We start from the raw sequence: 21,298 nt of genomic DNA on the forward strand, positions 1-21,298 counted from the left end.
GCGACCGTGCCATGCTTCTGTGAGCGTTCACAGTAGAGAAACATCCCGGACACTTGTCAATGGTTGTTGCTGTGCGGTTATGTTGGGCTCGCGCCGCTGATCGAGTGTGTGCACGTTCCCAAATGATCGATTAAACGGGAGAAGATCCATGCCGGAGACCACACCCAAGGGCCTCACCAGGCTCGCCTTCGGTGGGGACTACAACCCCGAGCAGTGGCCGGAAAGCGTCTGGCGCGAGGACGTCCGGCTGATGCGCGAGGCGGGGGTCACGATGGTGAGCGTCGGGATCTTCTCCTGGGCGCTGCTCGAACCCGTCCGCGGGACTCACGACTTCGGCTGGCTGGACCGACTGCTCGACCTGCTGCACGAGAACGGCATCCGTGCCGACCTCGGCACCCCGACCGTCGCGCCCCCCGCCTGGTTCTACCGCGAGCACCCCGAGGCGCTGCCGGTGGCCGCCGACGGAACCCGCTACGAGTTCGGCTCGCGCGGCGCCATCTGCCACAGCAACAGCGACTACCGCGCCGCCGCGGCGAGCATCACCACCGCACTCGCCACCCGGTACGCCGGCCACCCCGCACTCGCCCTGTGGCACGTCCACAACGAGTACGGCGTCCCCGTCTCCGCCTGCTACTGCGCTTCCTGCGCCGCCCACTTCCGGCGCTGGCTGGCCCGCACGTACGGGAGCGTGAACGCGGTCAACGAGGCCTGGGGCACCGCCTTCTGGGGCCAGCGCTACGCGGACTTCGAGCAGATCAACCCGCCGCGCGTGACCCCCACGGTCGGCAACCCGGCCCAGGCCCTCGACTACAAGCGCTTCGCCGACGAGACCATGCGCGAGAACTTCGTCGCCGAGCGGGACATCCTGCACCGCCTCGCCCCCGGCATCCCGGTCACCACGAACTTCATGGCCGCCCTCAGCCAGTGCGACTCCGTCGACTACTGGGCCTGGGGCCGCGAGGTCGACCTCGTCACCAACGACCACTACCTGATCACCGACGGCCGCCGCACCCACGTCAACCTCGCGATGGCCGCCGACCTCACCCGCTCCGTCGCGGGCGGCGCCCCCTGGCTGCTGCTCGAACACTCCACGTCCGGCGTCAACTGGCAGCCCCGCAACCCCGCGAAGGCCCCGGGCCAGATGGCCCGCAACTCCCTCGCGCACGTGGCGCGCGGCTCCGAGGGCGCCCTGTTCTTCCAGTGGCGCCAGTCCCGGCGCGGCGCCGAGAAGTTCCACTCGGCGATGCTGCCGCACGCCGGCACCGACTCCCGGGTCTGGCGCGAGGTCGTCGAACTCGGCGCGTCCATCGACTCGCTGACCTCGGTCAAGGGCAGCCGCACCGTTGCCGACGCCGCCGTGCTGTGGGACTGGCACTCCTGGTGGGCGCAGGCCCTCGACTGGCGCCCCAGCGAGGACCACGATCCGCGCGAGCGCGCCGACGCGTTCTACGAGGCGCTCTACGACCGTCACCTCACGGTCGACTTCGCCCACCCGGAAGCCGATTTGTCGGCCTATCCCCTTGTCGTCGTCCCCGCCCTCTACCTGATGACCGAGGCCGCCGGGAACAACCTCAGGGAGTACGTCGAGAACGGCGGCACCCTCGTCGTCTCGTACTTCTCCGGCATCGTCGACGAGCACGACGCCGTGCACGAGGGTGCCTACCCCGGCGCGCTGCGGGACGTGCTCGGCCTGACCGTCGAGGAGTTCTCACCGCTCCTGAAGGACGACCGGGTCCGGATCACCGGCCCCGACGGCTCCGAGCTCACCGGCGACGTCTGGACCGAGTTCGTGGTGCCGCGCGGCGCCGAGACCGTGTGGACGTACGCCGACGGACTCACCGCGGGTCACCCGGCCGTCACCCGCCACCGCCTCGGCGCGGGCTCCGCCTGGTACGTCTCCACCCGCCTCGGCGCGCAGGGCCTGGACGCCCTCATCGGCTGGGCGTCCGACGACGCGCGGATCGCGCCGCGCGCCGACCTGCCCCGCGATGTCGAAGTGGTGCGCCGCAGCGGTGAGTCGGGCACCTTCCTGTTCGCGATCAACCACACCTCGTCGGACGCCAAGGTGCCCCTGGACGCGGCCGGCACCGAGCTGCTGACGGGCGAACGCGCCGCGGGCCGCCTCGCGCTGCCCGCGGGGGCCGTCCGGGTCGTACGACTCGACGGCTGAGCCGACGGCCGTCCGGGCCTCAGGACCCGGCGGCCGAGCCGAACTCCCCTCCGCCCGTGAGTGCCACGAGAGCCGCGGGCGGAGGGGTCGTCCCCCAGAGCCACTCCGGGGGCACCCCCATTCCCATCACGTCGAAGGGACGACGGACGAAGATGTTCCATCCCAGACGCACACTCAGGACCCTGCTGCTGCCGCTCGCGGCCGGGCTGGCGCTCACCGCCCTGCCCGCGCAGACGGCACAGGCGGCGAGCACCCTCACCAACGCAGGATTCGAGGCCGACGGCGCCGGCACGGCCACGCCCTCCGGCTGGTCGGAGTACGGCGACACCGGCGCCTCCTACGTGGAGGCCGGGGGTCACAGCGGGAGCTACCGCCTCACGCAGTACTCCTCCGCCGCCTACAAGGTGGAGACGTACCAGTACCTCTCCGGGCTGACCAACGGGAACTACCGGCTCACCGCCTGGGTGCGTTCGGGCGGCGGCCAGAACTCCGCCTACCTCGCGCTGAAGAACTGCGGCGGCACCGAGCAGCGCACCGACCTGCCGGTCTCCAGCAGCGGATGGATACACCTCGTCGTCCCCGTCGCGGTGACCAACAACCAGTGCACGATCAGCATCAACTCCGATGCCAACGCGGGCAACTGGATCAACGTCGACGATCTGACGTTCGCCTCCGGCAGCGCCACCGGCCTGTCCGTCAAGGGCTCCGACATCTCCTCCCTCGCCAAGAGCGAGGCGCTCGGCGGCGTCTACAAGACCAGCTCCGGCACCACTGGTGACGCGCTCGCCATCCTCAAGTCCTCCGGTATGAACTACGCGCGCCTGAAGGTCTGGGTGAACCCCGCCGACGGCTACAACAACAAGGCGCGCGTCCTGGCGATGGCCAAGCGCATCAAGGCGCAGGGCATGAAGCTCCTGGTCGACTTCCACTACTCGGACACCTGGGCCGACCCAGGCGCCCAGACCAAGCCGGCCGCGTGGGCGGGCCACTCCTACAGCCAGCTGAAGACGGACGTCTACAACCACACGTACGACGTCCTCAACGCGCTGAAGGCGCAGGGCACCACCGCCGACATGGTCCAGGTCGGCAACGAGATCAACGGCGGCATGCTGTGGTCCGAGGGCTCCACCGACAACTGGTCGCAGCTCGCCGGGCTCCTCAACTCCGGCTACGACGCGGTCAAGGCCGTCAGCTCGTCGACGACCGTCGCGCTGCACCTCGCCAAGGGCGGCGACCTGGCCGGCACCCGCTGGTGGTTCGACAACGCGGTCTCCAACGGCGTGAAGTTCGACGCCATCGGCCTGTCCTACTACGGCTACTGGCACGGCCCGCTCTCCGACTTCCAGACGACCCTGGACGACGCGGCCGCGCGCTACGGCAAGCCGGTGTTCCTGGCCGAGACGGCCTACCCCTTCCGTCTCGACAGCGACGACTCGCTCGTCAACCAGATCGACACGACCGGTGAGCTGGTCTCCGGCTACCCGGCCACCACCGCCGGACAGTCCGCGTGGCTACGGGACGTGATGAACGTCGTGGAGGCCGTCCCGAACGGCCGCGGCCTCGGTGTCTTCTACTGGGAGGCCACCTGGACCGCCGTCACGGGCAACGGCTGGGACCCGACCGACGCCACGTCCGGCAACGGCTGGGAGAACCAGGCGCTGTTCGGCTTCGACGACAAGGCGCTGCCCGCCATGTCGCAGTTCGGCCACCGCTGATCAGCCACCGCCGATGACATGAGGGCCCGGCTGCCGAGGCGGCCGGGCCCTTGTGCTGTCCCAGGGAGTTCCGGGCCGCGCGAAGGCCCGGAAGTCCCGTGCGTGCCGCCCCGGGTTGCGGGACAGTGGTGACACAGCGCCACCATCACGAAGAGCATGGGGGGACGAGATGCTGAGGGTTCCCGTCGGCGGGCGACGCCTGGACATCCTGGAGTGGCTGCGGGACCCCGCCGCGCACTTCCCGCCCGAGCGCCACGGCTCTCTCGTCGACGGCGTCGACGCGGCCACCCTCGCCACCAAGCTCGGCGTGAGCCACGCCGCCGCCCGCACCCACCTCGACCTCCTCGTCGGGGTCGGGCTGCTGCGCGCGAGAAAGGTCGGGCGGCGCACGCTCTACTGTCGCGACGAGTACCGCATCGCCGAGGTCCGGTCCCTGTTCGAGAAGGGCTGGTAGGGCGGGGAGAGGAAGCGGGGGAGGGGCGGCGGGGGCGCCGCGCGTCCCGATCGGGTGTGCGAGGGCGATGGGGTCGGCGTTACCCTGTTCAGCGGCCGCGATCATGTGTCGCGGCGCGGCGGTGGGGCCCGCCGTACCCGAACCGCGGCACTGATGCCGCCAACGGTCCCTACTTGCGATGAGGTGTGCCCGGGGGCCCGGGCCCGGCGAGTAGGAGAAGTACGTCATGACAGTCCCGCATCCCGAGCGCGTCGACGAGCCGGCAGCCGCCGCACGGCCGACCCCGCGCCCCGCGTCCCCCTGGCACGGCCAGGCCCCGGTCGTGGCGATGGTCTCGCTCGGCGGAGCCATCGGCGCCACCGCCCGGTACGGGGCCGCGCGGCTGTGGCCCGTGGAGACGGGCGGGTTCCCCTGGACCACGTTCTGGGTCAACGTCATCGGCTGCGCGGTGATCGGCGTCTTCATGGTCGTCATCACGGACGTGTGGGCGGCCCACCGACTCGTGCGGCCCTTCTTCGGCACCGGTGTGCTGGGCGGGTTCACCACCTTTTCGACGTACGCCGTGGACATCCGGAAACTGGTCGACTCGGGCCACCCCGGAACCGGCCTCGCCTATCTCGTCGCGACTCTGTGCGCGGCGCTCACGGCGGTGTGGCTCGCGGTGACCGCGACCCGCCGCGCCTTGGTACGGAGGCGGCGATGACACGGCTGACGGGCAGCGCACTACGGGTGACGATCTTCATCGGCGAGAACGACGTCTGGCACCACAAGCCGCTGTACACGGAGATCGTGCACCGCGCCCACGCGGCGGGCCTGGCCGGCGCGAGCGTCTTCCGCGGTATCGAGGGCTTCGGCGCCTCCTCGCTGATCCACACCTCACGGCTGTTGTCACTGAGCGAGGACCTGCCGGTGGCGATCGTCATCGTGGACACCGAGGACCGCGTCCGTGCCTTCCTGCCCCAGCTCGACGAACTCGTCGGGGAGGGGCTGGTGATCCTCGACGACTGCGAGGTCATCAGGTACGCCGGCCGAGACGCCGAATCCGGCAAAACGGGCAAGAAAGGTAAGAGGTAGTTGTGAACTGGCTGCTGGTGATCGTCGGCGGAATGGTCGGCGCACCCCTGCGCTATCTGACCGACCGTGCGGTGCAGACCAGGCATGACACCGTCTTCCCCTGGGGCACCTTCGCGGTCAACGTCGTCGGCTGTCTGATCCTCGGCCTGCTGACCGGCGCGGTCGCCGCGGGGGCCGCGGGTTCCCACCTTCAGCTGTTCCTCGGGACCGGCCTGTGCGGGGCGCTGACCACGTACTCGACGTTCTCGTACGAGACACTACGGCTGACCGAGACCGGCGCGGGGTTCTACGCTGCGGCCAACGTGCTCGTGAGCGTGACGGCCGGGCTCGGCGCGGCGTTCGCGGGTGTCTCGTTCGCCCAGGCGTTGTGGGCGTAGGCACTGGACGTCACCCGCGCATAGTAAGACTGTCTACAGCACTGTCGACCAACCCTCCTCACCACCAGCCCCTCAGACCTAGAACTGGATCCCATGAGCGTCATCAACGTCGGTCAGGCCGTCGTCCTCGGAGTCGTCGAGGGAGTGACCGAGTTCCTCCCCGTCTCCTCCACCGGCCACCTCAAGATCACCGAGGGGCTGATGAACATCCCGGTCGACGACAAGGCCGTCGTCGGGTTCTCAGCGGTCATCCAGGTCGGCGCGATCGCCGCCGTACTGGTGTATTTCTTCAAGGACATCGTGCGGATCGTCTCCGCGTGGGGCCGGGGGCTGCGCAATCCCGAGGAGCGGCAGCACCACGACTACAAGTTCGCGTGGTGGGTCATCTACGCCACCATCCCGATCGTGATCGTGGGCCTCGCCGCCAAGCCGCTCATCGACGGGGCGCTCGGCTCCCTCTGGGTGGTCGCGGGCTCGCTGATCGTCGGCAGCGGTGTGATGTGGGCGGCGGACCAGATGGGCCGGCACAAGCGCGGTGAGGACGACACGTCCTTCAAGGACGCGATGCTGGTCGGCTGTTCGCAGATCCTCGCACTGCTCTTCCCGGGCTTCTCGCGCTCCGGCGCCACGATGTCGACCGCGCTCATCCTCGACCTGGACCGGGTCGCCGCCACCCGGCTCTCCTTCTTCCTCGGCATCCCCGCCCTCACCGGCGCCGGTCTGTACGAGCTGAAGGACGCCCTGGGTACGGGGGTGGGCGCCGCGCCGCTCGCGGTCGGCACGGTCGTCTCCTTCGTCGTCGCCTACGGGTCGATCGCCTGGCTGCTGAAGTTCGTCGCCAAGCACTCCTTCAACGCCTTCGTGATCTACCGGATCGTGATCGGTCTGGCACTGTTCGGGCTGCTGGCGAGCGGGACCCTCGCCGGCTGATCGCGGAAACAGCAGCTCACAGGGGGTGCGAAGCCGGTTTACAGGCTTCGCACCCCCTGAATGTTTCTTTTCACTCCCCTTGACAGCTCCCTCTTGTCACCCGCAGGATCACCCCGTGAACCTGTCAGACAGCCAGACAGGTGGATCGGTACCGCGGCGCGTCAGCGCCATGGAAGCGGTGCTCACCCACCTTCGCAGCGCCATCGAGCGCGGCGAATACGCCATCGGTGACAAACTCCCCTCCGAGGCCGAGCTGTGCCGCCGCCTGGAGGTCAGCCGGCCGGTGCTCCGCGAGGCGCTGCGGGCCCTGCAGGTGATGGGCCTGACCGTGTCCCGTACGGGCAAGGGCACCTTCGTGGTCGCCAACACGGTCGAGGACCCCACCTTCGGCGACTACGCGGCGAGCGACCTGCTCGAGGTGCGCCGCCACGTCGAGATCCCGGTCGCCGGTTACGCGGCGGTGCGCCGCACCCCGGAGAACCTCGACCACCTGGCCCATCTGCTGGACCGGATGGAGCGGGAGACCGACACCACGGCGTGGGTCGCGATGGACACGATCTTCCACATCGCGGTCGCCGAGGCCTCGCAGAACCCGGTCTTCCGCAGGGTGATCGAAGAGATCCGGGACGCGCTGGCCCGCCAGTCCGCCTTCCTCAACGAGCTCGGCGGACGGCGCGAACAGTCCAACCGCGAGCACCGGGCGATCGTCGAAGCGCTGATCGACGGCAGTGAACACGACGCGGTGGAGGCGATGTCCCATCACCTCGACCGCGTGGAGACCACCCTCACCGACATCGTGCGCCCCGCGCGTACGGACACCCCCACGGAAGGCGGACCCGAGGCGTGAGCGAGCAGTCCCTCAAAGGCGAGGCCACATCGGCCGGCAAACCGGCCGCGCACGTCGACGCCGGAGACGCGGGTTACAGCAAGTCGCTGAAGTCCCGGCACGTCAACATGATCGCCATCGGCGGTGCCATCGGCACCGGTCTCTTCCTCGGCGCGGGCGGACGGCTCGTCGACGCCGGCCCCTCCCTCTTCGTCGCGTACGCGGTGTGCGGCGTCTTCGCCTTCCTCGTCGTGCGCGCGCTCGGCGAACTCGTCCTGTACCGGCCGTCCTCCGGCGCCTTCGTGTCGTACGCCCGGGAGTTCCTGGGGGAGAAGGGCGCGTACGTCGCCGGCTGGATGTACTTCCTGAACTGGGCCACCACCGGGATCGCCGACATCACCGCCGTGGCCGTCTACACCCACTACTGGGGCATGTTCTCCGACATCCCGCAGTGGGTGATCGCGCTCATCGCGCTCGCCGTCGTCCTCACGGTGAACCTGATATCCGTACGCATGTTCGGCGAACTGGAGTTCTGGTTCGCGATCATCAAGGTGAGCGCGCTCGTCGTCTTCATGCTCATCGGCATCTTCCTGCTGGTCACCCAGCACCCGGTCGACGGCACCACCCCCGGCCCGTCCCTGATCACCGACAACGGCGGAATCTTCCCCAACGGCCTGCTGCCGATGCTGCTGATCATCCAGGGCGTCGTCTTCGCCTACGCCTCCGTCGAGCTGGTCGGTGTCGCGGCGGGCGAGACGGAGAACCCCGAGAAGATCATGCCGAAGGCGATCAACTCGATCATGTGGCGTGTCGGCCTGTTCTACGTCGGCTCGGTCGTCCTGCTCTCGATGCTGCTGCCCTGGAACAAGTACAGCGCGGGCCAGAGCCCCTTCGTGACCGTCCTGTCGCACATCGGCATCCCGGCGGCGGGCGGCGTGATGAACCTGGTCGTGCTCACCGCGGCCATGTCGTCCCTCAACTCCGGCCTCTACTCCACCGGCCGCATCCTGCGCTCCATGGCGATGTCGGGCTCCGCGCCCAGGTTCACCGGCGTGATGAGCCGCAGCCAGGTCCCGTACGGCGGCATCCTGCTCACCAGCGGGATCTGCGTCCTCGGTGTCGGCCTCAACTTCGTGGTCCCCGCCGACGCCTTCGAGATCGTCCTGAACTTCGCCGCCATCGGCATCCTCGCCACCTGGGGCATGATCATGCTCTGCCATGTGCTGTTCTGGCGGAAGACCCAGCGCGGCGAGCTGACCAGGCCGGGCTACCGCCTGCCCGGCTCCCCGTGGACCGAGATCGTGACGATCGGCTTCCTCGTCTCCGTCCTCGTCCTGATGTACGCCGACGGGGGCGCGGGGCGCACCACCGTGCTGTGTCTGCCGCTGATCGCCGTGGCGCTCGTCGCCGGGTGGTACGGGGTGCGCCGCCGGGTCTCCGGCATCCGTGACGGAGTGGACGCGTGAGCACGAGCATGACGTACGCCGCTTCGATCGCCGCCGCCCCGGTGATCCGCGAACCCCTGCACGCTCCCGTCGCCCAGCTCGTCCGCGGCTCAGTCGTCGAAGGCGTCCACTACGGCTCGGTGGTCGTGCTGGCCGCCGACGGCGGCGTCGACCTCCAGATCGGGGACATCGAGGCCGCGTTCTACCCGCGCTCGGCGCTCAAGCCCGTCCAGGCGGTGGCGATGCTGCGGGCGGGACTGCCGCTGGACGGCGAACTGCTCTCGCTGGCCGCGGCCAGTCACTCCGGCGAGGAACGGCACCTCGTCGGGACCCGGCGGATCCTGGAACTGGCCGGTGTCACCGAGGACGACCTGCGCAACGTGCCCGACCTGCCGTACGACCCGGTCGTGCGGGACGCCTGGATCCGCGAGGGGCGGCTGCCGTCCCGGCTCGCGCAGAACTGCTCCGGCAAACACGCCGCCATGCTGATGACCGCCCGGCTCAACGGCTGGTCCCTCGACGACTACCTCGACCCGGGCCACCCCCTCCAGCAGGCCATCGCGGAGATCGTCGAGGACCTCACCGGGCAGGCGATCGCCCAGGTCACCGTCGACGGTTGCGGCGCGCCCCTCTTCTCCGTCTCGCTGCACGGGCTCGCCCGCGCCGCCGCCCGGATCACCACCGCACCGGCCGGCACCCCCGAGGCGCGGGTCGCCGACGCGATGCGTGAGCACGCCGAGATGGCGTCCGGCTCCGGCCGCGATGTCGCGGCGCTGATGCGGGCCGTGCCGGGGCTGCTCACGAAGGACGGCTTCGAAGGCGTCCAGATGGCCGCGCTGCCGGACGGCCGGGCCGTCGCCGTGAAGATCGCCGACGGTGCGGACCGGGCGCGGGGGCCGGTGGCCGCGGCGGCGCTGGCGCGCGCGGGGGTCGCCCCGGCGTTGCTCGCGGAGTTCGGATCCGTGCCGCTGCTCGGGGGCGGTGCCGTTGTGGGCGGGCTTCGCCCGGCCCGGGTGCTCGATCCGCTCCCGGGCTGAGCGGCGTGCGACCTGGTCGTGAGGGTGCATCGCCGGGTGCGGGTTCGTCGTGGCTGGTCGCGCCCACGCGGCGGAGCCGCATCTTGTCACAGTCCCGCGCCCCTTAGGTTCGTGCTCCTCAGGCCTGGATCAGGGGCTCGCCTCCGCTGTCCGGCCGGGAGCGTCCCCGAAGTCTCTGTCGCCTGCCCCGCCCCTACGCCTCACCCAACCCACCCTCATCCCTCCGAAAGAGGACCGCTCAGTCATGACCGTCGCCGCAGCGCACCGCAGTGAACACGATCTGCTCGGGGACCGTGACGTCCCGGCCGAGGCGTACTGGGGCATCCACTCCCTGCGCGCCACCGAGAACTTCCCCATCACGGGAACGTCGATCTCCGCCTATCCGCATCTGATCGAGGCCCTGGCCGCCGTCAAGGAGGCCGCCGCCCGTGCCAACGAGGAACTCGGCCTGCTCGAACCGGAGAAGGCCATGGCCATCGTCGCGGCCTGCCGGGAGATCCGCGCCGGCAAACTGCACGACCAGTTCGTGGTCGACGTCATCCAGGGCGGCGCCGGCACCTCGACGAACATGAACGCCAACGAGGTCGTCGCCAACCGGGCGTTGGAGCTCCTCGGCCGCGCCAAGGGCGAATACCAGTACCTGCACCCCAACGAGGACGTCAACCTCGGCCAGTCGACCAACGACGTCTACCCCACCGCCGTCAAGGTCGCCACCGTCTTCGCCGTGCGCGAGCTGCTCAAGGCGATGGCCGTGCTCCAGGACGCGTTCGCCGCCAAGGCATTCGAGTTCCGTGACGTGCTGAAGATGGGGCGCACCCAGCTCCAGGACGCGGTGCCGATGACCCTCGGGCAGGAGTTCTCGGCGTACGCGGTGATGCTCGACGAGGACCGCAGCCGTCTCGCCGAGGCCGTCGAGCTGATCCACGAGATCAACCTCGGCGCCACGGCCATCGGCACCGGCCTCAACGCGCCCGCCGGATACGCCGAATCCGCCCGCCGCCACCTCTCCGCGATCACCGGGCTGCCCTTGGTCACCGCCGCCAACCTGGTCGAGGCCACCCAGGACTGCGGCGCCTTCGTCCAGATGTCCGGCGTGCTCAAGCGGATCGCCGTGAAGCTCTCGAAGAGCTGCAACGACCTGCGGCTGCTGTCCTCCGGGCCGCGCGCGGGCCTGGGCGAGATCAACCTGCCGCCGGTGCAGGCCGGTTCGAGCATCATGCCCGGCAAGGTCAACCCGGTGATCCCCGAGGTCGTCAACCAGGTCGCCTTCGAGGTGATCGGCAACGACGTCACCATCACCATGGCCGCGGAAGCGGGGCAGCTTCAGCTCAACGCCTTCGAGCCGATCATCCTGCACTCCCTGTCCGAGAGCATCACCCACCTGCGCACCGCCTGCCTGACCCTCGCCGAGCGCTGCGTCATGGGGATCACCGCCAACACGGAGGTGCTGCGCGCCGCGGTCGAGAACTCCATCGGCCTGGTGACCGCCCTGAACCCGCACATCGGGTACACGGCCGCCACCGACGTCGCCAAGGAGGCCCTCGCCACCGGGCGCGGCGTCGCCGAACTCGTCCTGGAGAAGGGCCTGTTGCCCGCCGAGCGGCTGGCGGCGCTGCTGCGGCCCGAGGTGATCGCGGGCAGCGGCACCCCGCAGGCGGTGTGACCCGATGCGCATCCGGACCGGCCCGGCGGCACAATGGTGATCATGGCTGCTTCGTCGTATCCGTCGTCCCCGACCTTCCAGCCGGTCCTGGAGCGCATCGCCACCGAGATCGGGCAGACACCCGGCCGCGGGCGGCCCGCCGACTACATCCCGGCGCTGGCCGCCTGCGACCCACGGAGCTTCGGCATGGCCGTGGCCGAGCTCGACGGCACGGTGTACGGCGTGGGGGACTGGCGCCAGCCGTTCTCCACGCAGTCCATCACCAAGGTCTTCACGCTCGCCCTCGACCTGGCACGTGAGGGCGACGAACTGTGGGAACACGTCGGCCGTGAGCCCTCCGGCAATCCCTTCAACTCGCTGGTACAGCTGGAGTACGAGAACGGCATCCCGCGCAATCCCTTCATCAACGCGGGCGCCCTGGTCGTCACCGACCGGCTCCAGACCCGTACCGGCGACGCGGCCGGCACCCTGCTGGCCTTCCTCCGTGCGGAGAGCGGCAACGCCGACCTCACCTTCGACAAGGAGGTGGCCGCCTCCGAGGCCACCCACGGCGACCGCAACGCGGCCCTCGCCCACTTCATGGCCTCGTACGGCAACATCGACAACCCGGTGCTGGCCCTGCTCGACCAGTACTTCCGTCAGTGCTCGATCGAGGCGTCCTGCGCCGACCTCGCCCTCGCCACGGGCTTTCTGGCCCGCCACGGCATCCGCGCCGACGGCTCCCGACTGCTCACCCAGAGCCAGGCCAAGCAGGTCAACGCGGTCATGCTGACCTGCGGCACGTACGACGCGGCGGGCGACTTCGCCTACCGCGTCGGCCTCCCCGGCAAGAGCGGCGTCGGCGGCGGCATCATCGCGGTGGTCCCCGGCCGCTGCACCCTGTGCGTGTGGAGCCCAGGTCTGGACGAGCGGGGCAACTCGGTGGCGGGCGTGGCGGCCCTGGACCGCTTCACGACACTGACGGGCGTTTCGGTGTTCTGAGTCCGTACGGGCGGGGTTTACCCCATCCCGGCTCGGCAGAGCGCCCCGTCAGGGGTGCGGGGCTGTGACAATATGCGGCTCCGCCGCGTGGGCGCGACAAGCCACAATGCACCCGCACCTGACGAAGCACCACGCGGAGGTAACTCTACGGACCCCGCCGGGAAGGCACGACGTCGCCTTCCGGCCACCCGCCCTTGACACGCTTGCCAAGTGTTGGCCAAGGCTCCCCTCGATCTCCACCGCTGTCAGGCCCTGGGCCTGACCGGTACCGCCTTCCTCGCGCTCGGCGGTGAGACGGCCGGCGCCCTGCCCACGCGGGACTTCCTCGACCCCGGCTCCGCGCGTGCCGTACTCGGCGTGGTCGGGGTCTACTTCGGCGTCGTCCTGCTGATCGCCGCGTGGGTGCTGCTCGGCAAGGTCGTACGCGGTCCCGAGCCGCCGACGCCGCGCGCACTGCTGCTGGTGCTCGCCGCGTGGGCGGCGCCGCTGCTGCTCGCGCCGCCGCTGTTCAGCAGGGACGTGTACAGCTACCTCGCGCAGGGCGCCATGGTCGACGCACACATCGACGTGTACGCCAACGGGCCCGCGCAGCTCGGCGGGCCGCTCGCCGACGAGGTGGCACCGGTGTGGCAGCAGACCGCGACGCCGTACGGTCCGGTCTTCCTCGCCGTCGCCTCCGCGCTGTCCGGCCTCACCCGCGGCGAGATACCGGCCGGGCTTCTCGGCATGCGGCTGGTCGCGCTGCTCGGCGTCGGCCTGATGGCGGCGGCGCTGCCCCGCCTCGCCCGGCACAGCGGTGCCGATCCGGCCGCCGCGCTGTGGCTCGGCGCGCTCAACCCGCTCGTGCTGCTGCACCTGGTGGCCGGTGCGCACAACGACGCCATCATGCTGGGACTGCTCGGCGTCGGCCTGGTCGCCGCGCGCGGCCGATGGCACCTCCTGGGCGTCGTCCTCATCACCCTCGCCGCACTGGTCAAGGCGCCGGCCGTGCTCGGCCTGCTGGCGGTGGTGGCGCTGCGCGGGCGTCGCGGAGTACTGCGCACGGTCCTGACCACGACCGGGGTCGCGCTCGCCACCACGGCCGTGGTGACCGCCGTGGCGGGCACGGGGTACGGCTGGATCGCGGCCCTGAAGACCCCCGTCTCCCCGCACAACTGGTCCCCCACCAGCGTGCTCGGCGGCGCCACCGGCGCCCTGCTGAAGGATCTCGGCAGCGGCCTCGCCCCGCTGGCGATGCCCGTCTGGCACGCGACCGGGCTGGTGGTGACGGTCCTGGTCGTCCTGTTCATATGGCTGCGTCTGCGGCCGGGCCCCATCTACGCGCTGGGCCTGAGCCTGGGTGCGGTCGCCGTGTTCGGCCCCGCGATCCGGCCCTGGTACGCGCTGTGGGGCCTGTTCCTCATCGCCGCCGCGGCGCCCAACGGCTCGGTGCGCCACCGGGTCGCGGCGGCCAGTGCGGTACTCGCGCTAGCCGTACTGCCCAGCGGCGGCCCGCCGGACGTCGATCAGGTGGTGCTGGCCGTTTCCGGCGGTGCGCTCGCCCTCGTCGTGCTCTGGCAGGCCCATCAGGCCGCCCGGGCCGAGGAGCCGGCGCGGCCGCCGGTGCTGGGGCGCACGGCATGAGACATCTGGACACCGACGGCCGACGGCTGCTCGGCCTGCTCTCACTCGTCGTCGCGGTGGGCGTGTTCACCGCGACCGTGCCGCTGCTGCGCGACTGGTTCGATCTGCGCGTCTACTACGGCACCGTCGACGCCTGGGTCCACCACGGCGGCCGGATCTACGACTACTGGGTGCCGGGAACCACGTACGGATTCACCTATCCGCCGTTCGCGGCCCTGACCATGCTGCCGATGGCGCTGATCGGGCTGCGTACGGCGATCGCCGTCTCCGTGGTGCTCAATCTCGCGGCGCTGGCGGTCGTGGTGTGGATCCTGGTCGGGCCCGCGCTGCGCCGCTACGGCTGGTACGGCTGCGCCCTCGCGGCCTGTCTGCTGGCCCTGCTCGAACCGGTCCGTGACACCTTCAGCTTCGGGCAGGTCAACCTCCTGCTGTTGGCCCTCGTCCTGAGCGACGCCTGGCTGCTGTCCACCGGCCGGGGACGCCGGGCGGGCGTCGGCATCGGGCTGGCCGCCGCGATCAAGCTCACCCCCGCGCTCTTCATCGGCCTGCTGCTGCTCGGCCGCCGCTGGCGCGCCGCCGGGGTCGCGACGGCCGTCGCCGCGGCGGCCACCGGTCTTGCGGCCTGGGCGGCGCCGGACGCCTCGCGTTTCTACTGGTCCGAGGCGCTGTGGGACACCAACCGCATCGGACGTCTCGCCTATGTCTCCAACCAGTCGGTGCAGGGCGTCCTGGCCCGGCTCGCCGCACCGGGCGAACCGAGTCGGGCCGTGTGGGCGGCGGCCGCCCTGCTGATCCTGTGCGTGTGGGCGTGGCGGACCTCGTGGGCGCTGGCCGACGAGGACTGGACGGCCGCGTTCGCCCTCACCGGTCTCGCCGCCTGCCTCCTCAGTCCGATCACCTGGGTGCACCACCTCGTCTGGCTGCTGCCGTCCTTCGCCGTACTGCTGCACCGGCACCGTGCTCGGGTCGCGGCGGCCCTGTACGCGGTGCTGTGCAGCAGCGTGGTGTGGCTCTGGTTCGACGACTCCTCCGGCCTCGACGGATTCCTCGGCAGCAACACGTACACGTGGATCACGCTGGGGCTGTTGCTGTGGCTGCCGGCCGGTCAGTCGCGGGTGGCCCGCACGCCCTTGAGTCGCAGGGCGAGGGCCACGCCGCCCGCGCCCAGACCCGCGGCGCCCAGGATCCCGGCCGTCTCCGGCCAGCCGCCGTCGGGGCCGTCCGCGGACCCGGTCCTCGCCTGTACGGGCGAGGCGCCCGCCGCCGGGACGGACCGGGTGTCGGGGAGCGATCCGACGGGTTCGACGTGTCCGGCGGCCGCGAAGCCCCAGTCGAGCAGTGAGCGGGCCTCCTCGTACACCGTGGTGCCGCCGCCCGCCTGAGGGTTCATCACCGTGACGACGAGGGTGCGTCCGCCCCGGTGTGCGGCGGCGACGAGCGTGTTGCCCGCGTTGGTGGTGTAGCCGTTCTTGACGCCGATCAGGCCCGGATAGGGCGCCACCCCGTCGGCGCCGGTCAGCAGCCGGTTGGTGTTCTGGATCTCGTACGGGTAGCCGTCGCCGGGGAAGGTGGCCTCGGCGGTGGAGCAGTAGCGTGCGAACTCCGGGTTGCGCAGGCCGGCCCGTCCGAAGACCGCGAGGTCGTACGCCGACGAGACCTGGCCGGGGGTGTCGTAGCCGTCGGGTGACTCGACGTGGGTGTCGAGGGCGCCCAGCGAGCGGGCCTTGGCCTGCATCCGGGCCGTCGTCCGGTGCCAGCCGCCGTTCATCGCGGCCAGTACGTGCACGGCGTCGTTCCCGGAGTTGAGGAAGACACCGCGCCACAGGTCGGACACGCGGTAGGTGTGGCCCGCGGCCACGCCCACCAGGCTGCTGCCGTCGCCGATGCCCTCCAGTTCCTCCTCCCTGACGGTGTGCTGGGTGCCGGCGGGCAGCGAGGGGAGCACGGTGAGCGCGAAGAGGGTCTTGAGAGTGCTGGCGGGCGGCAGCTTGAGGTGCGCGTCGTGCGCGGCGAGCACCTCGCCGGTACCTGAGTCGGCCACCACCCACGACAGCGCCGAGATGTCCGGCAGCGCGGGGGCGTCGGACCGTGTGCGTACCTGCGTCCCGGCCCGCTGGAGGTAGGGCGTCTGGGCGGCCATGGGTCTCGGCAGGCCCGTACCGAGGCGGGCGAGGGCCGGACTCGGCGAGAGGGCCAGTGCTCCGGCCACACAGAGGGCGGAGCAGGAGAAGGCGGTCAACGAGACGACCATCCGGGATGGGAATCCGATTGTCATACCGCCAACGTAGGAACGGAGTCGGCGTGCACCGGGGTGCCAGGCCCGAGCGAGGGGATGCAGTACCCGGATGCCACACGCGGGAGAGGTTCGGGAGGTCCGGCGCGGCGGATTCGCGGTGGGGTCAGGCGGTGGGCAGGGTCGGCTGGACCTGACGCAGGAAGGTCGCGTTGTCCGGCGTGGCGCGCAGCCGCTCCAGCAGGGTTTCCAGCGCGGCCTGGGCGTCCCGGGTCTGCAGGGCGCGTCGCAAGCCGCGTACGGCCGTCAACTCGGCCCCGGGCAGGAGAAGTTCCTCGCGACGGGTGCCGGACGGGGTGATGTCCACGGCCGGGAACACACGCCGTGAGGCGAGGGTCCGGTCGAGGCGGAGCTCCATGTTGCCGGTGCTCTTGAGCTCCTCGAAGAAGTAGTCGTCGGCGCGGGAGCCGGTCTCCACCAGGGCGGTGGCGAGGATGGTGAGCGAGCCGCCCTCCTCGGCGAGGCGCGCGGCGCCGAAGAACCGCTTGGGACCGTGCACCGCGGCGGCGTCGACGCCGCCGCTGAGGGTGCGGCCACCGGAGGCGGCCGCGTTGTTGTGCGCGCGGCACAGCCGGGTGAGCGAGTCCATCAGGATGACGACGTCCTCGCCCTGTTCGACGAGCCGCTTGGCGCGCTCGACGACGAGCTCGGCGAGGGCGATGTGCTGCTTCGGCGTCTTGTCGAAGGTCGAGGCGTAGACCTCGCCGCGGACGGAGCGCCGCATGTCGGTGACCTCTTCGGGCCGCTCGTCGAGGAGCAGCACGATCAGATGGCATTCGGGGTGGTTGCCCGCGACGGCGGCGGCGAGCTGCTGGAGCAGTACCGTCTTGCCGGTCTTGGGCGGGGCGACGATCAGCCCGCGCTGGCCCTTGCCGACGGGGGAGACCAGGTCGACGACGCGTCCGGCCATGCCGCTCGCCGGGTGCTCCAGGCGGAGCCGGTCGCGCGGGTGCAGCGGGGTGAGGTCGCCGAAGTGCGGGCGGCGCCGCAGCTCTTCGGGGGTGCGGCCGTTGATCCGCTCGACCTCGGCGAGTGCGCGAGGTCCGCCGCGTACGCCTTCGACGGTGTCGCCCTTGCGCAGGCCGTGACGGCGGATCAGTGCGGCGGAGACCTGGACGTCGGTCGGCGTGGGCAGGCAGCTCTCGGCGGCGCGCAGGTACCCCTGCCCGTTGTGCGCGATGTCGAGGACACCGGTGGCGTGGGCCGGGAGCTGCTTCTGTACGGGAGGGTGTTCGAGTGTGGTGGTCATGAGAGGGGGTCCTTTCGAGGACGGATTCATGAGGTCATGAGGAAGGGAGGGGATGTGCCGGGGGGAGGCGGCGTGCTCACGCCTCGGTGCGGCGGGGAAGATCACCTGAAAGAGCTACGGGTGACCGTGCTCGAAAGGTGATGCGAAGAAGCTGGTCGCCCGGTCCGAAAAGCTACGGGCGTGTCAGCGAAGGGAAGAGAATCGGCACCGGCGCCCGAGACGGGGCGTACACAAGTGCTCACCGCAGACTACCACGACTTGTGGTGAAGTGGCTGTGATCCGTCTCTCAGTGGCTCGCCAGGAGGCCGTACAACAGCGGAATGCGCGGCTCGTCCTCCGGCAGGCGCCACCAGCCGGACGGCGTACGGACCATCTGCGGCCAGCGCGGCCAGGGAAGCTCGTCGCTCTCCCGGAGCCGGCGGATACCCAGTCCCGCTCCCGTCAACGCGTTGACGACCTCGTCCATTCCGTGCATCCACTCGTAACTGTCGGTCGCGCCCTCGACGGCCGGTCCGTCGGTGTACGTGTAGGTCGCGTTCCTGTGCACGGCGTCCCGGCCGCCCAGGTAGTCGTGGCGCAGCAGCAGTTCGGTGCCCTCGTCCTCGGCGGGCTTGGGGCCCAGCGCGTTGAGCAGCGGATGGAACTCGGCGATGTACAACCGCCCTCCCGGGCGCAGCAGTCGAGCGACGACAGCGGCCCAGCGGTCCAGGTCGGGCAGATAGCACAGGGCGCCCTTGCCGGTGTAGATCACGTCGAACCGCCGCCCGTCCAGGGCTTCGACGGCGTCGTACACATTGGCTCGTACGTACGTCACGTCGGCGCCCGCCCGTGCCGCGATGTCGGCCGCGGCCGTCACGGACGCCTCGGAGATGTCCAGGCCGACGGTCCGCGCGCCGCGCTCGGCGAAGGCGATCGTCTCGGTGCCGAGGTGGCACTGGAGATGGAGCACGTCGAGGCCGGTCAGGTCCCCGAGGTCCTCCCACTCGAAGGCGGCGAACCAGCGCGCCGGGTCGAGCTTCTCGCCCAGCCCGTAGAACCGGCTGGCGAGATGGACGGGGGTCCGCGCGTCCCAGTTGGCCTGGTTGGCCCGCATCATCCGCTCGTGCTCGTCGGTCATGGAACCATCCAACCGTGGACGGAGGGGGATCCGGGGCAGGAACCGCGGATCGGCGCGTACGCCATCGCTGTCGGTCACGCGGTCGAGCGGGCAGAATCCTTCGTCGTAACGGCTCGCGGCGCCTGCGCCCGACTCCCCACCCCCACAAGGAGACATCCGGTGGACACCTCTCCCGGCACGCCGCACCGCATGGACCCGGCCGGCGGCTGCCCGCACGCCGACAACGCGCGGCTGCTCGAGCGCGGCGCCGTCGCGGCGGTGGTGCTGCCCGGCGAGGTGGAGGGGACGGCGGTGCTCGGGCACGAGGCGTTGAAGGAGTTCCTCGCGCATCCCGAAGTCGCCAAGGGCGCCGAGCACTTCACCGAGCTGAGGGAGGGGCGGATAGCGCCGGGGTGGCCGCTCGCCACCTTCGCGACCGTACGCGGGATGACGACGGCGGACGGTGCGGACCACCGGCGGCTGCGGTCGCTGGTGAGCAAGGCGTTCACCGCGCGCCGGGTCGAGGAACTGCGGCCCCGGATCGAGGCGTTGACGGCGGGACTGCTCGACGACCTCCGGGCCGCGGCCGAGCGGGACGGCGGAGTCGCCGATCTGCGGCGGCACTTCGCGATGCCGCTGCCCATGGGGGTCATCGGGGAACTGCTCGGAGTGGACGCGGAGCACCGCGACCGGCTGCACCACCTGTCGAACCAGGTGGTCGCCACCGACATCGGCCCCGAGAAGGCCCTGGCGGCCAACCGTGAACTCGTCGCCGTGCTCGCCGCCGTGGCCGTCGCGCGGGGCGAGCGGCCGGGCGACGACCTCACCAGCGCGCTGATCGCCGCCCGGGACGAGGAGGGCGACCGGCTCAGCCAGGAGGAGCTCATAGGCACCCTGGTACTGATGATCATCGCGGGGCACGAGACCACGCTCAACCTCCTCACCAACGCCGTACGGGCGCTCTGCGGCCATCGGGACCAGCTGGAGCTGGTCATGAAGGGCGAGGGCGGGGTGGGCTGGGCGGACGTGGTCGAGGAGACCCTGCGCTGGGACGCGCCCGTCAGCTACTTCCCCTTCCGCTATCCGTTGCGGGACCTGACCGTCGACGGCACGGTGATCCCCAAGGGGACGCCCGTGCTGGCCGGTTACTCGGCGGCGGGGCGCGACCCGGTCGTGCACGGTCCGGACGCCGACCGCTTCGACGTCACCCGGCCCGGCAGGCCCGGCGCCGCCCGGCACCTCTCCCTCGGCCACGGCGCCCACTACTGCCTCGGTGCCCCGCTGGCGCGCATGGAGGCGACCATCGCGCTGGAGCGGCTGTTCACCCGCTTCCCCGACCTGGACCTCGCCGTGACGGAGGCGGAACTCTCCCGGCACTCCAGTTTCGTCGGCAACAGCGTGCGGGCACTTCCGGTACGGCTCGGCACCTCCCACGGCTGACCGCGCGCATACCGCCGTACGACACCGCGCCGCATACCAGCCATACGACACCGCGATGCCCCCGCGCCGACCCTTTTCTTGTTCTCGGCAATGGCCGTCCCTACGCTGCCAGCACCGCACACCGGCGGTACTGGACAAGGGACATGGCAATCATGGGTCGACTGGCCGGAAAAATCGCTTTCATCAGCGGAACGGGGGCCGGAATAGGGCGGGCCGCGGCCCAGGTATTCGCCGCGGAAGGCGCCACCGTATTCGGCTGCGACCTCGATGCCGACGCCGCCGCGGAAACGGTGGAACTCGTCGAGAAGGCCGGCGGCGTCATGCGGTCCCTTGCTCCGGTGGACCTCTCCACCGAGGCGGGCGCCCGCGAGTGGATCAACGCGGGGATCGAGGCCCTCGGCGGGATCGACATCCTCTACAACAACGCCTCCGCACTGCGGAACGGGCCGTTCGCGACCATGCCGGCCGAGGACTGGTACTTCACCATCAAGAACGAGCTCGACATCCCCTACTTCTGCACGCAGGCGGCCTGGCCGCACCTGATCGCCCGCGGCGGCGGAGCCGTCCTCAACGTCGCCTCGGTGGCCGCCGTCCGGGGCGCCCCCTTCATGCCGATGGTCCCGCACGGCGCCGCCAAAGGCGGGGTGCTGGCGATGAGCAAGCACCTGTGCGCGGCCGGCGCCCCGCACCACATCCGGGTCAACACCATCGCCCCCGGCATGACCCGCACGGCCGCGACCGCGCCCTTCCTCGACGACCCCGACGGACCGAAGGCGCAGCTGGAGGCACGGATCCCGGTGGGCCGGGTGGGCGAGCCCGAGGACATCGCGCGCGCCGCCGCCTTCCTCTGCTCCGACGAGGCGGCGTTCGTCAACGGCGCCAACCTGATGGTCGACGGCGGCGACAGCGCGATGGCGGGCTGAGC

18 protein-coding genes and 1 pseudogene are annotated in these 21,298 nt (G+C 70.9%); 16 read left to right on the forward strand and 3 right to left on the reverse strand.

Translation table 11 applies throughout. From position 1 onward, the window contains the following. The first annotated feature begins 148 nt into the window (after positions 1–148). The 14 genes from ACFVWD_RS05740 (at position 149) to ACFVWD_RS05805 (ending at position 15,677) form a co-directional block, all read left to right on the forward strand. A complete protein-coding gene (locus ACFVWD_RS05740; protein WP_389594130.1) occupies positions 149–2,170 on the forward strand; it encodes a beta-galactosidase in 2,022 nt (673 codons plus the stop codon). A 152-nt stretch (positions 2,171–2,322) separates the two neighbouring features. Beyond that, positions 2,323–3,885, forward strand: coding sequence for a glycosyl hydrolase 53 family protein (locus ACFVWD_RS05745; protein ID WP_389594131.1), 1,563 nt, complete (start codon positions 2,323–2,325; stop codon positions 3,883–3,885). A 169-nt stretch (positions 3,886–4,054) separates the two neighbouring features. Beyond that, entirely contained in the window at positions 4,055–4,339 is a 285-nt protein-coding gene (locus tag ACFVWD_RS05750; RefSeq protein ID WP_389594132.1) for an ArsR family transcriptional regulator, read from the forward strand. Between the two features lie 226 nt (positions 4,340–4,565). Continuing rightward, positions 4,566–5,042 carry a fluoride efflux transporter CrcB gene (gene crcB, locus ACFVWD_RS05755; RefSeq protein ID WP_389594133.1) on the forward strand — a complete coding sequence of 159 codons (477 nt, stop codon included), beginning with the start codon at positions 4,566–4,568 and terminating at the stop codon, positions 5,040–5,042. After that, the gene (locus ACFVWD_RS05760) at positions 5,039–5,413 is read left to right on the forward strand and encodes a DUF190 domain-containing protein (protein ID WP_075025641.1); all 375 of its coding nucleotides are present in this window, start codon (positions 5,039–5,041) and stop codon (positions 5,411–5,413) included. The genes crcB (ACFVWD_RS05755) and ACFVWD_RS05760 overlap by 4 nt, the downstream gene beginning before the upstream one ends. A gap of 2 nt (positions 5,414–5,415) precedes the next feature. Beyond that, positions 5,416–5,790: a fluoride efflux transporter CrcB gene (gene crcB, locus ACFVWD_RS05765; protein ID WP_143600619.1), complete on the forward strand. Its 375-nt coding sequence runs from the start codon at positions 5,416–5,418 to the stop codon at positions 5,788–5,790. A gap of 93 nt (positions 5,791–5,883) precedes the next feature. Next, the gene (locus ACFVWD_RS05770) at positions 5,884–6,720 is read left to right on the forward strand and encodes an undecaprenyl-diphosphate phosphatase (protein WP_389594134.1); all 837 of its coding nucleotides are present in this window, start codon (positions 5,884–5,886) and stop codon (positions 6,718–6,720) included. 169 nt (positions 6,721–6,889) lie between these two features. Continuing rightward, on the forward strand, positions 6,890–7,567 hold the full coding sequence (locus ACFVWD_RS05775) for a FadR/GntR family transcriptional regulator (protein WP_168500854.1): 678 nt from the start codon (positions 6,890–6,892) through the stop codon (positions 7,565–7,567). Then, positions 7,564–9,012: an amino acid permease gene (locus ACFVWD_RS05780; RefSeq protein WP_389594135.1), complete on the forward strand. Its 1,449-nt coding sequence runs from the start codon at positions 7,564–7,566 to the stop codon at positions 9,010–9,012. Before ACFVWD_RS05775 ends, ACFVWD_RS05780 begins: the two co-directional genes overlap by 4 nt. An 8-nt stretch (positions 9,013–9,020) precedes the next feature. Next, the gene (locus tag ACFVWD_RS05785) at positions 9,021–10,028 is read left to right on the forward strand and encodes an asparaginase (RefSeq protein ID WP_389594231.1); all 1,008 of its coding nucleotides are present in this window, start codon (positions 9,021–9,023) and stop codon (positions 10,026–10,028) included. Between the two features lie 244 nt (positions 10,029–10,272). Continuing rightward, positions 10,273–11,691, forward strand: coding sequence for an aspartate ammonia-lyase (gene aspA, locus ACFVWD_RS05790; protein ID WP_389594136.1), 1,419 nt, complete (start codon positions 10,273–10,275; stop codon positions 11,689–11,691). Positions 11,692–11,724: 33 nt separating this feature from the next. Beyond that, the gene (locus ACFVWD_RS05795; RefSeq protein WP_389594137.1) at positions 11,725–12,672 is read left to right on the forward strand and encodes a glutaminase; all 948 of its coding nucleotides are present in this window, start codon (positions 11,725–11,727) and stop codon (positions 12,670–12,672) included. A 210-nt stretch (positions 12,673–12,882) separates the two neighbouring features. Continuing rightward, positions 12,883–14,295 carry a polyprenol phosphomannose-dependent alpha 1,6 mannosyltransferase MptB gene (gene mptB, locus ACFVWD_RS05800; RefSeq protein ID WP_389594138.1) on the forward strand — a complete coding sequence of 471 codons (1,413 nt, stop codon included), beginning with the start codon at positions 12,883–12,885 and terminating at the stop codon, positions 14,293–14,295. Continuing rightward, positions 14,292–15,677 carry a glycosyltransferase 87 family protein gene (locus ACFVWD_RS05805; RefSeq protein WP_389594139.1) on the forward strand — a complete coding sequence of 462 codons (1,386 nt, stop codon included), beginning with the start codon at positions 14,292–14,294 and terminating at the stop codon, positions 15,675–15,677. Before mptB ends, ACFVWD_RS05805 begins: the two co-directional genes overlap by 4 nt. Positions 15,678–15,736: 59 nt before the next feature. On the opposite strand, the pseudogene ACFVWD_RS05810 reads toward ACFVWD_RS05805, so the two are convergent. The 3 genes and pseudogenes from ACFVWD_RS05810 to ACFVWD_RS05820 all read right to left on the reverse strand — a co-directional run. After that, positions 15,737–16,570, reverse strand: a pseudogene (locus ACFVWD_RS05810) (D-alanyl-D-alanine carboxypeptidase family protein); the annotation flags it as partial. Between the two features lie 124 nt (positions 16,571–16,694). Then, entirely contained in the window at positions 16,695–17,837 is a 1,143-nt protein-coding gene (gene rho / locus ACFVWD_RS05815) for a transcription termination factor Rho (protein WP_389594140.1), read from the reverse strand. 286 nt (positions 17,838–18,123) lie between these two features. Next, positions 18,124–18,954, reverse strand: a complete 831-nt coding sequence (locus ACFVWD_RS05820) for a class I SAM-dependent methyltransferase (protein WP_389594141.1) — start codon at positions 18,952–18,954, stop codon at positions 18,124–18,126. A gap of 189 nt (positions 18,955–19,143) precedes the next feature. Here ACFVWD_RS05820 and ACFVWD_RS05825 point away from each other — a divergent pair, with 189 nt between their 5' ends. Both ACFVWD_RS05825 and ACFVWD_RS05830 read left to right on the forward strand, forming a co-directional pair. Then, on the forward strand, positions 19,144–20,373 hold the full coding sequence (locus tag ACFVWD_RS05825; protein ID WP_389594232.1) for a cytochrome P450: 1,230 nt from the start codon (positions 19,144–19,146) through the stop codon (positions 20,371–20,373). A 143-nt stretch (positions 20,374–20,516) separates the two neighbouring features. Further along, positions 20,517–21,296 carry an SDR family NAD(P)-dependent oxidoreductase gene (locus tag ACFVWD_RS05830; protein WP_389594142.1) on the forward strand — a complete coding sequence of 260 codons (780 nt, stop codon included), beginning with the start codon at positions 20,517–20,519 and terminating at the stop codon, positions 21,294–21,296. Positions 21,297–21,298: the final 2 nt, after the last annotated feature.

The sequence above is a fragment of the Streptomyces sp. NPDC058086 genome (genome assembly GCF_042885015.1).
Lineage (GTDB): Bacteria > Actinomycetota > Actinomycetes > Streptomycetales > Streptomycetaceae > Streptomyces.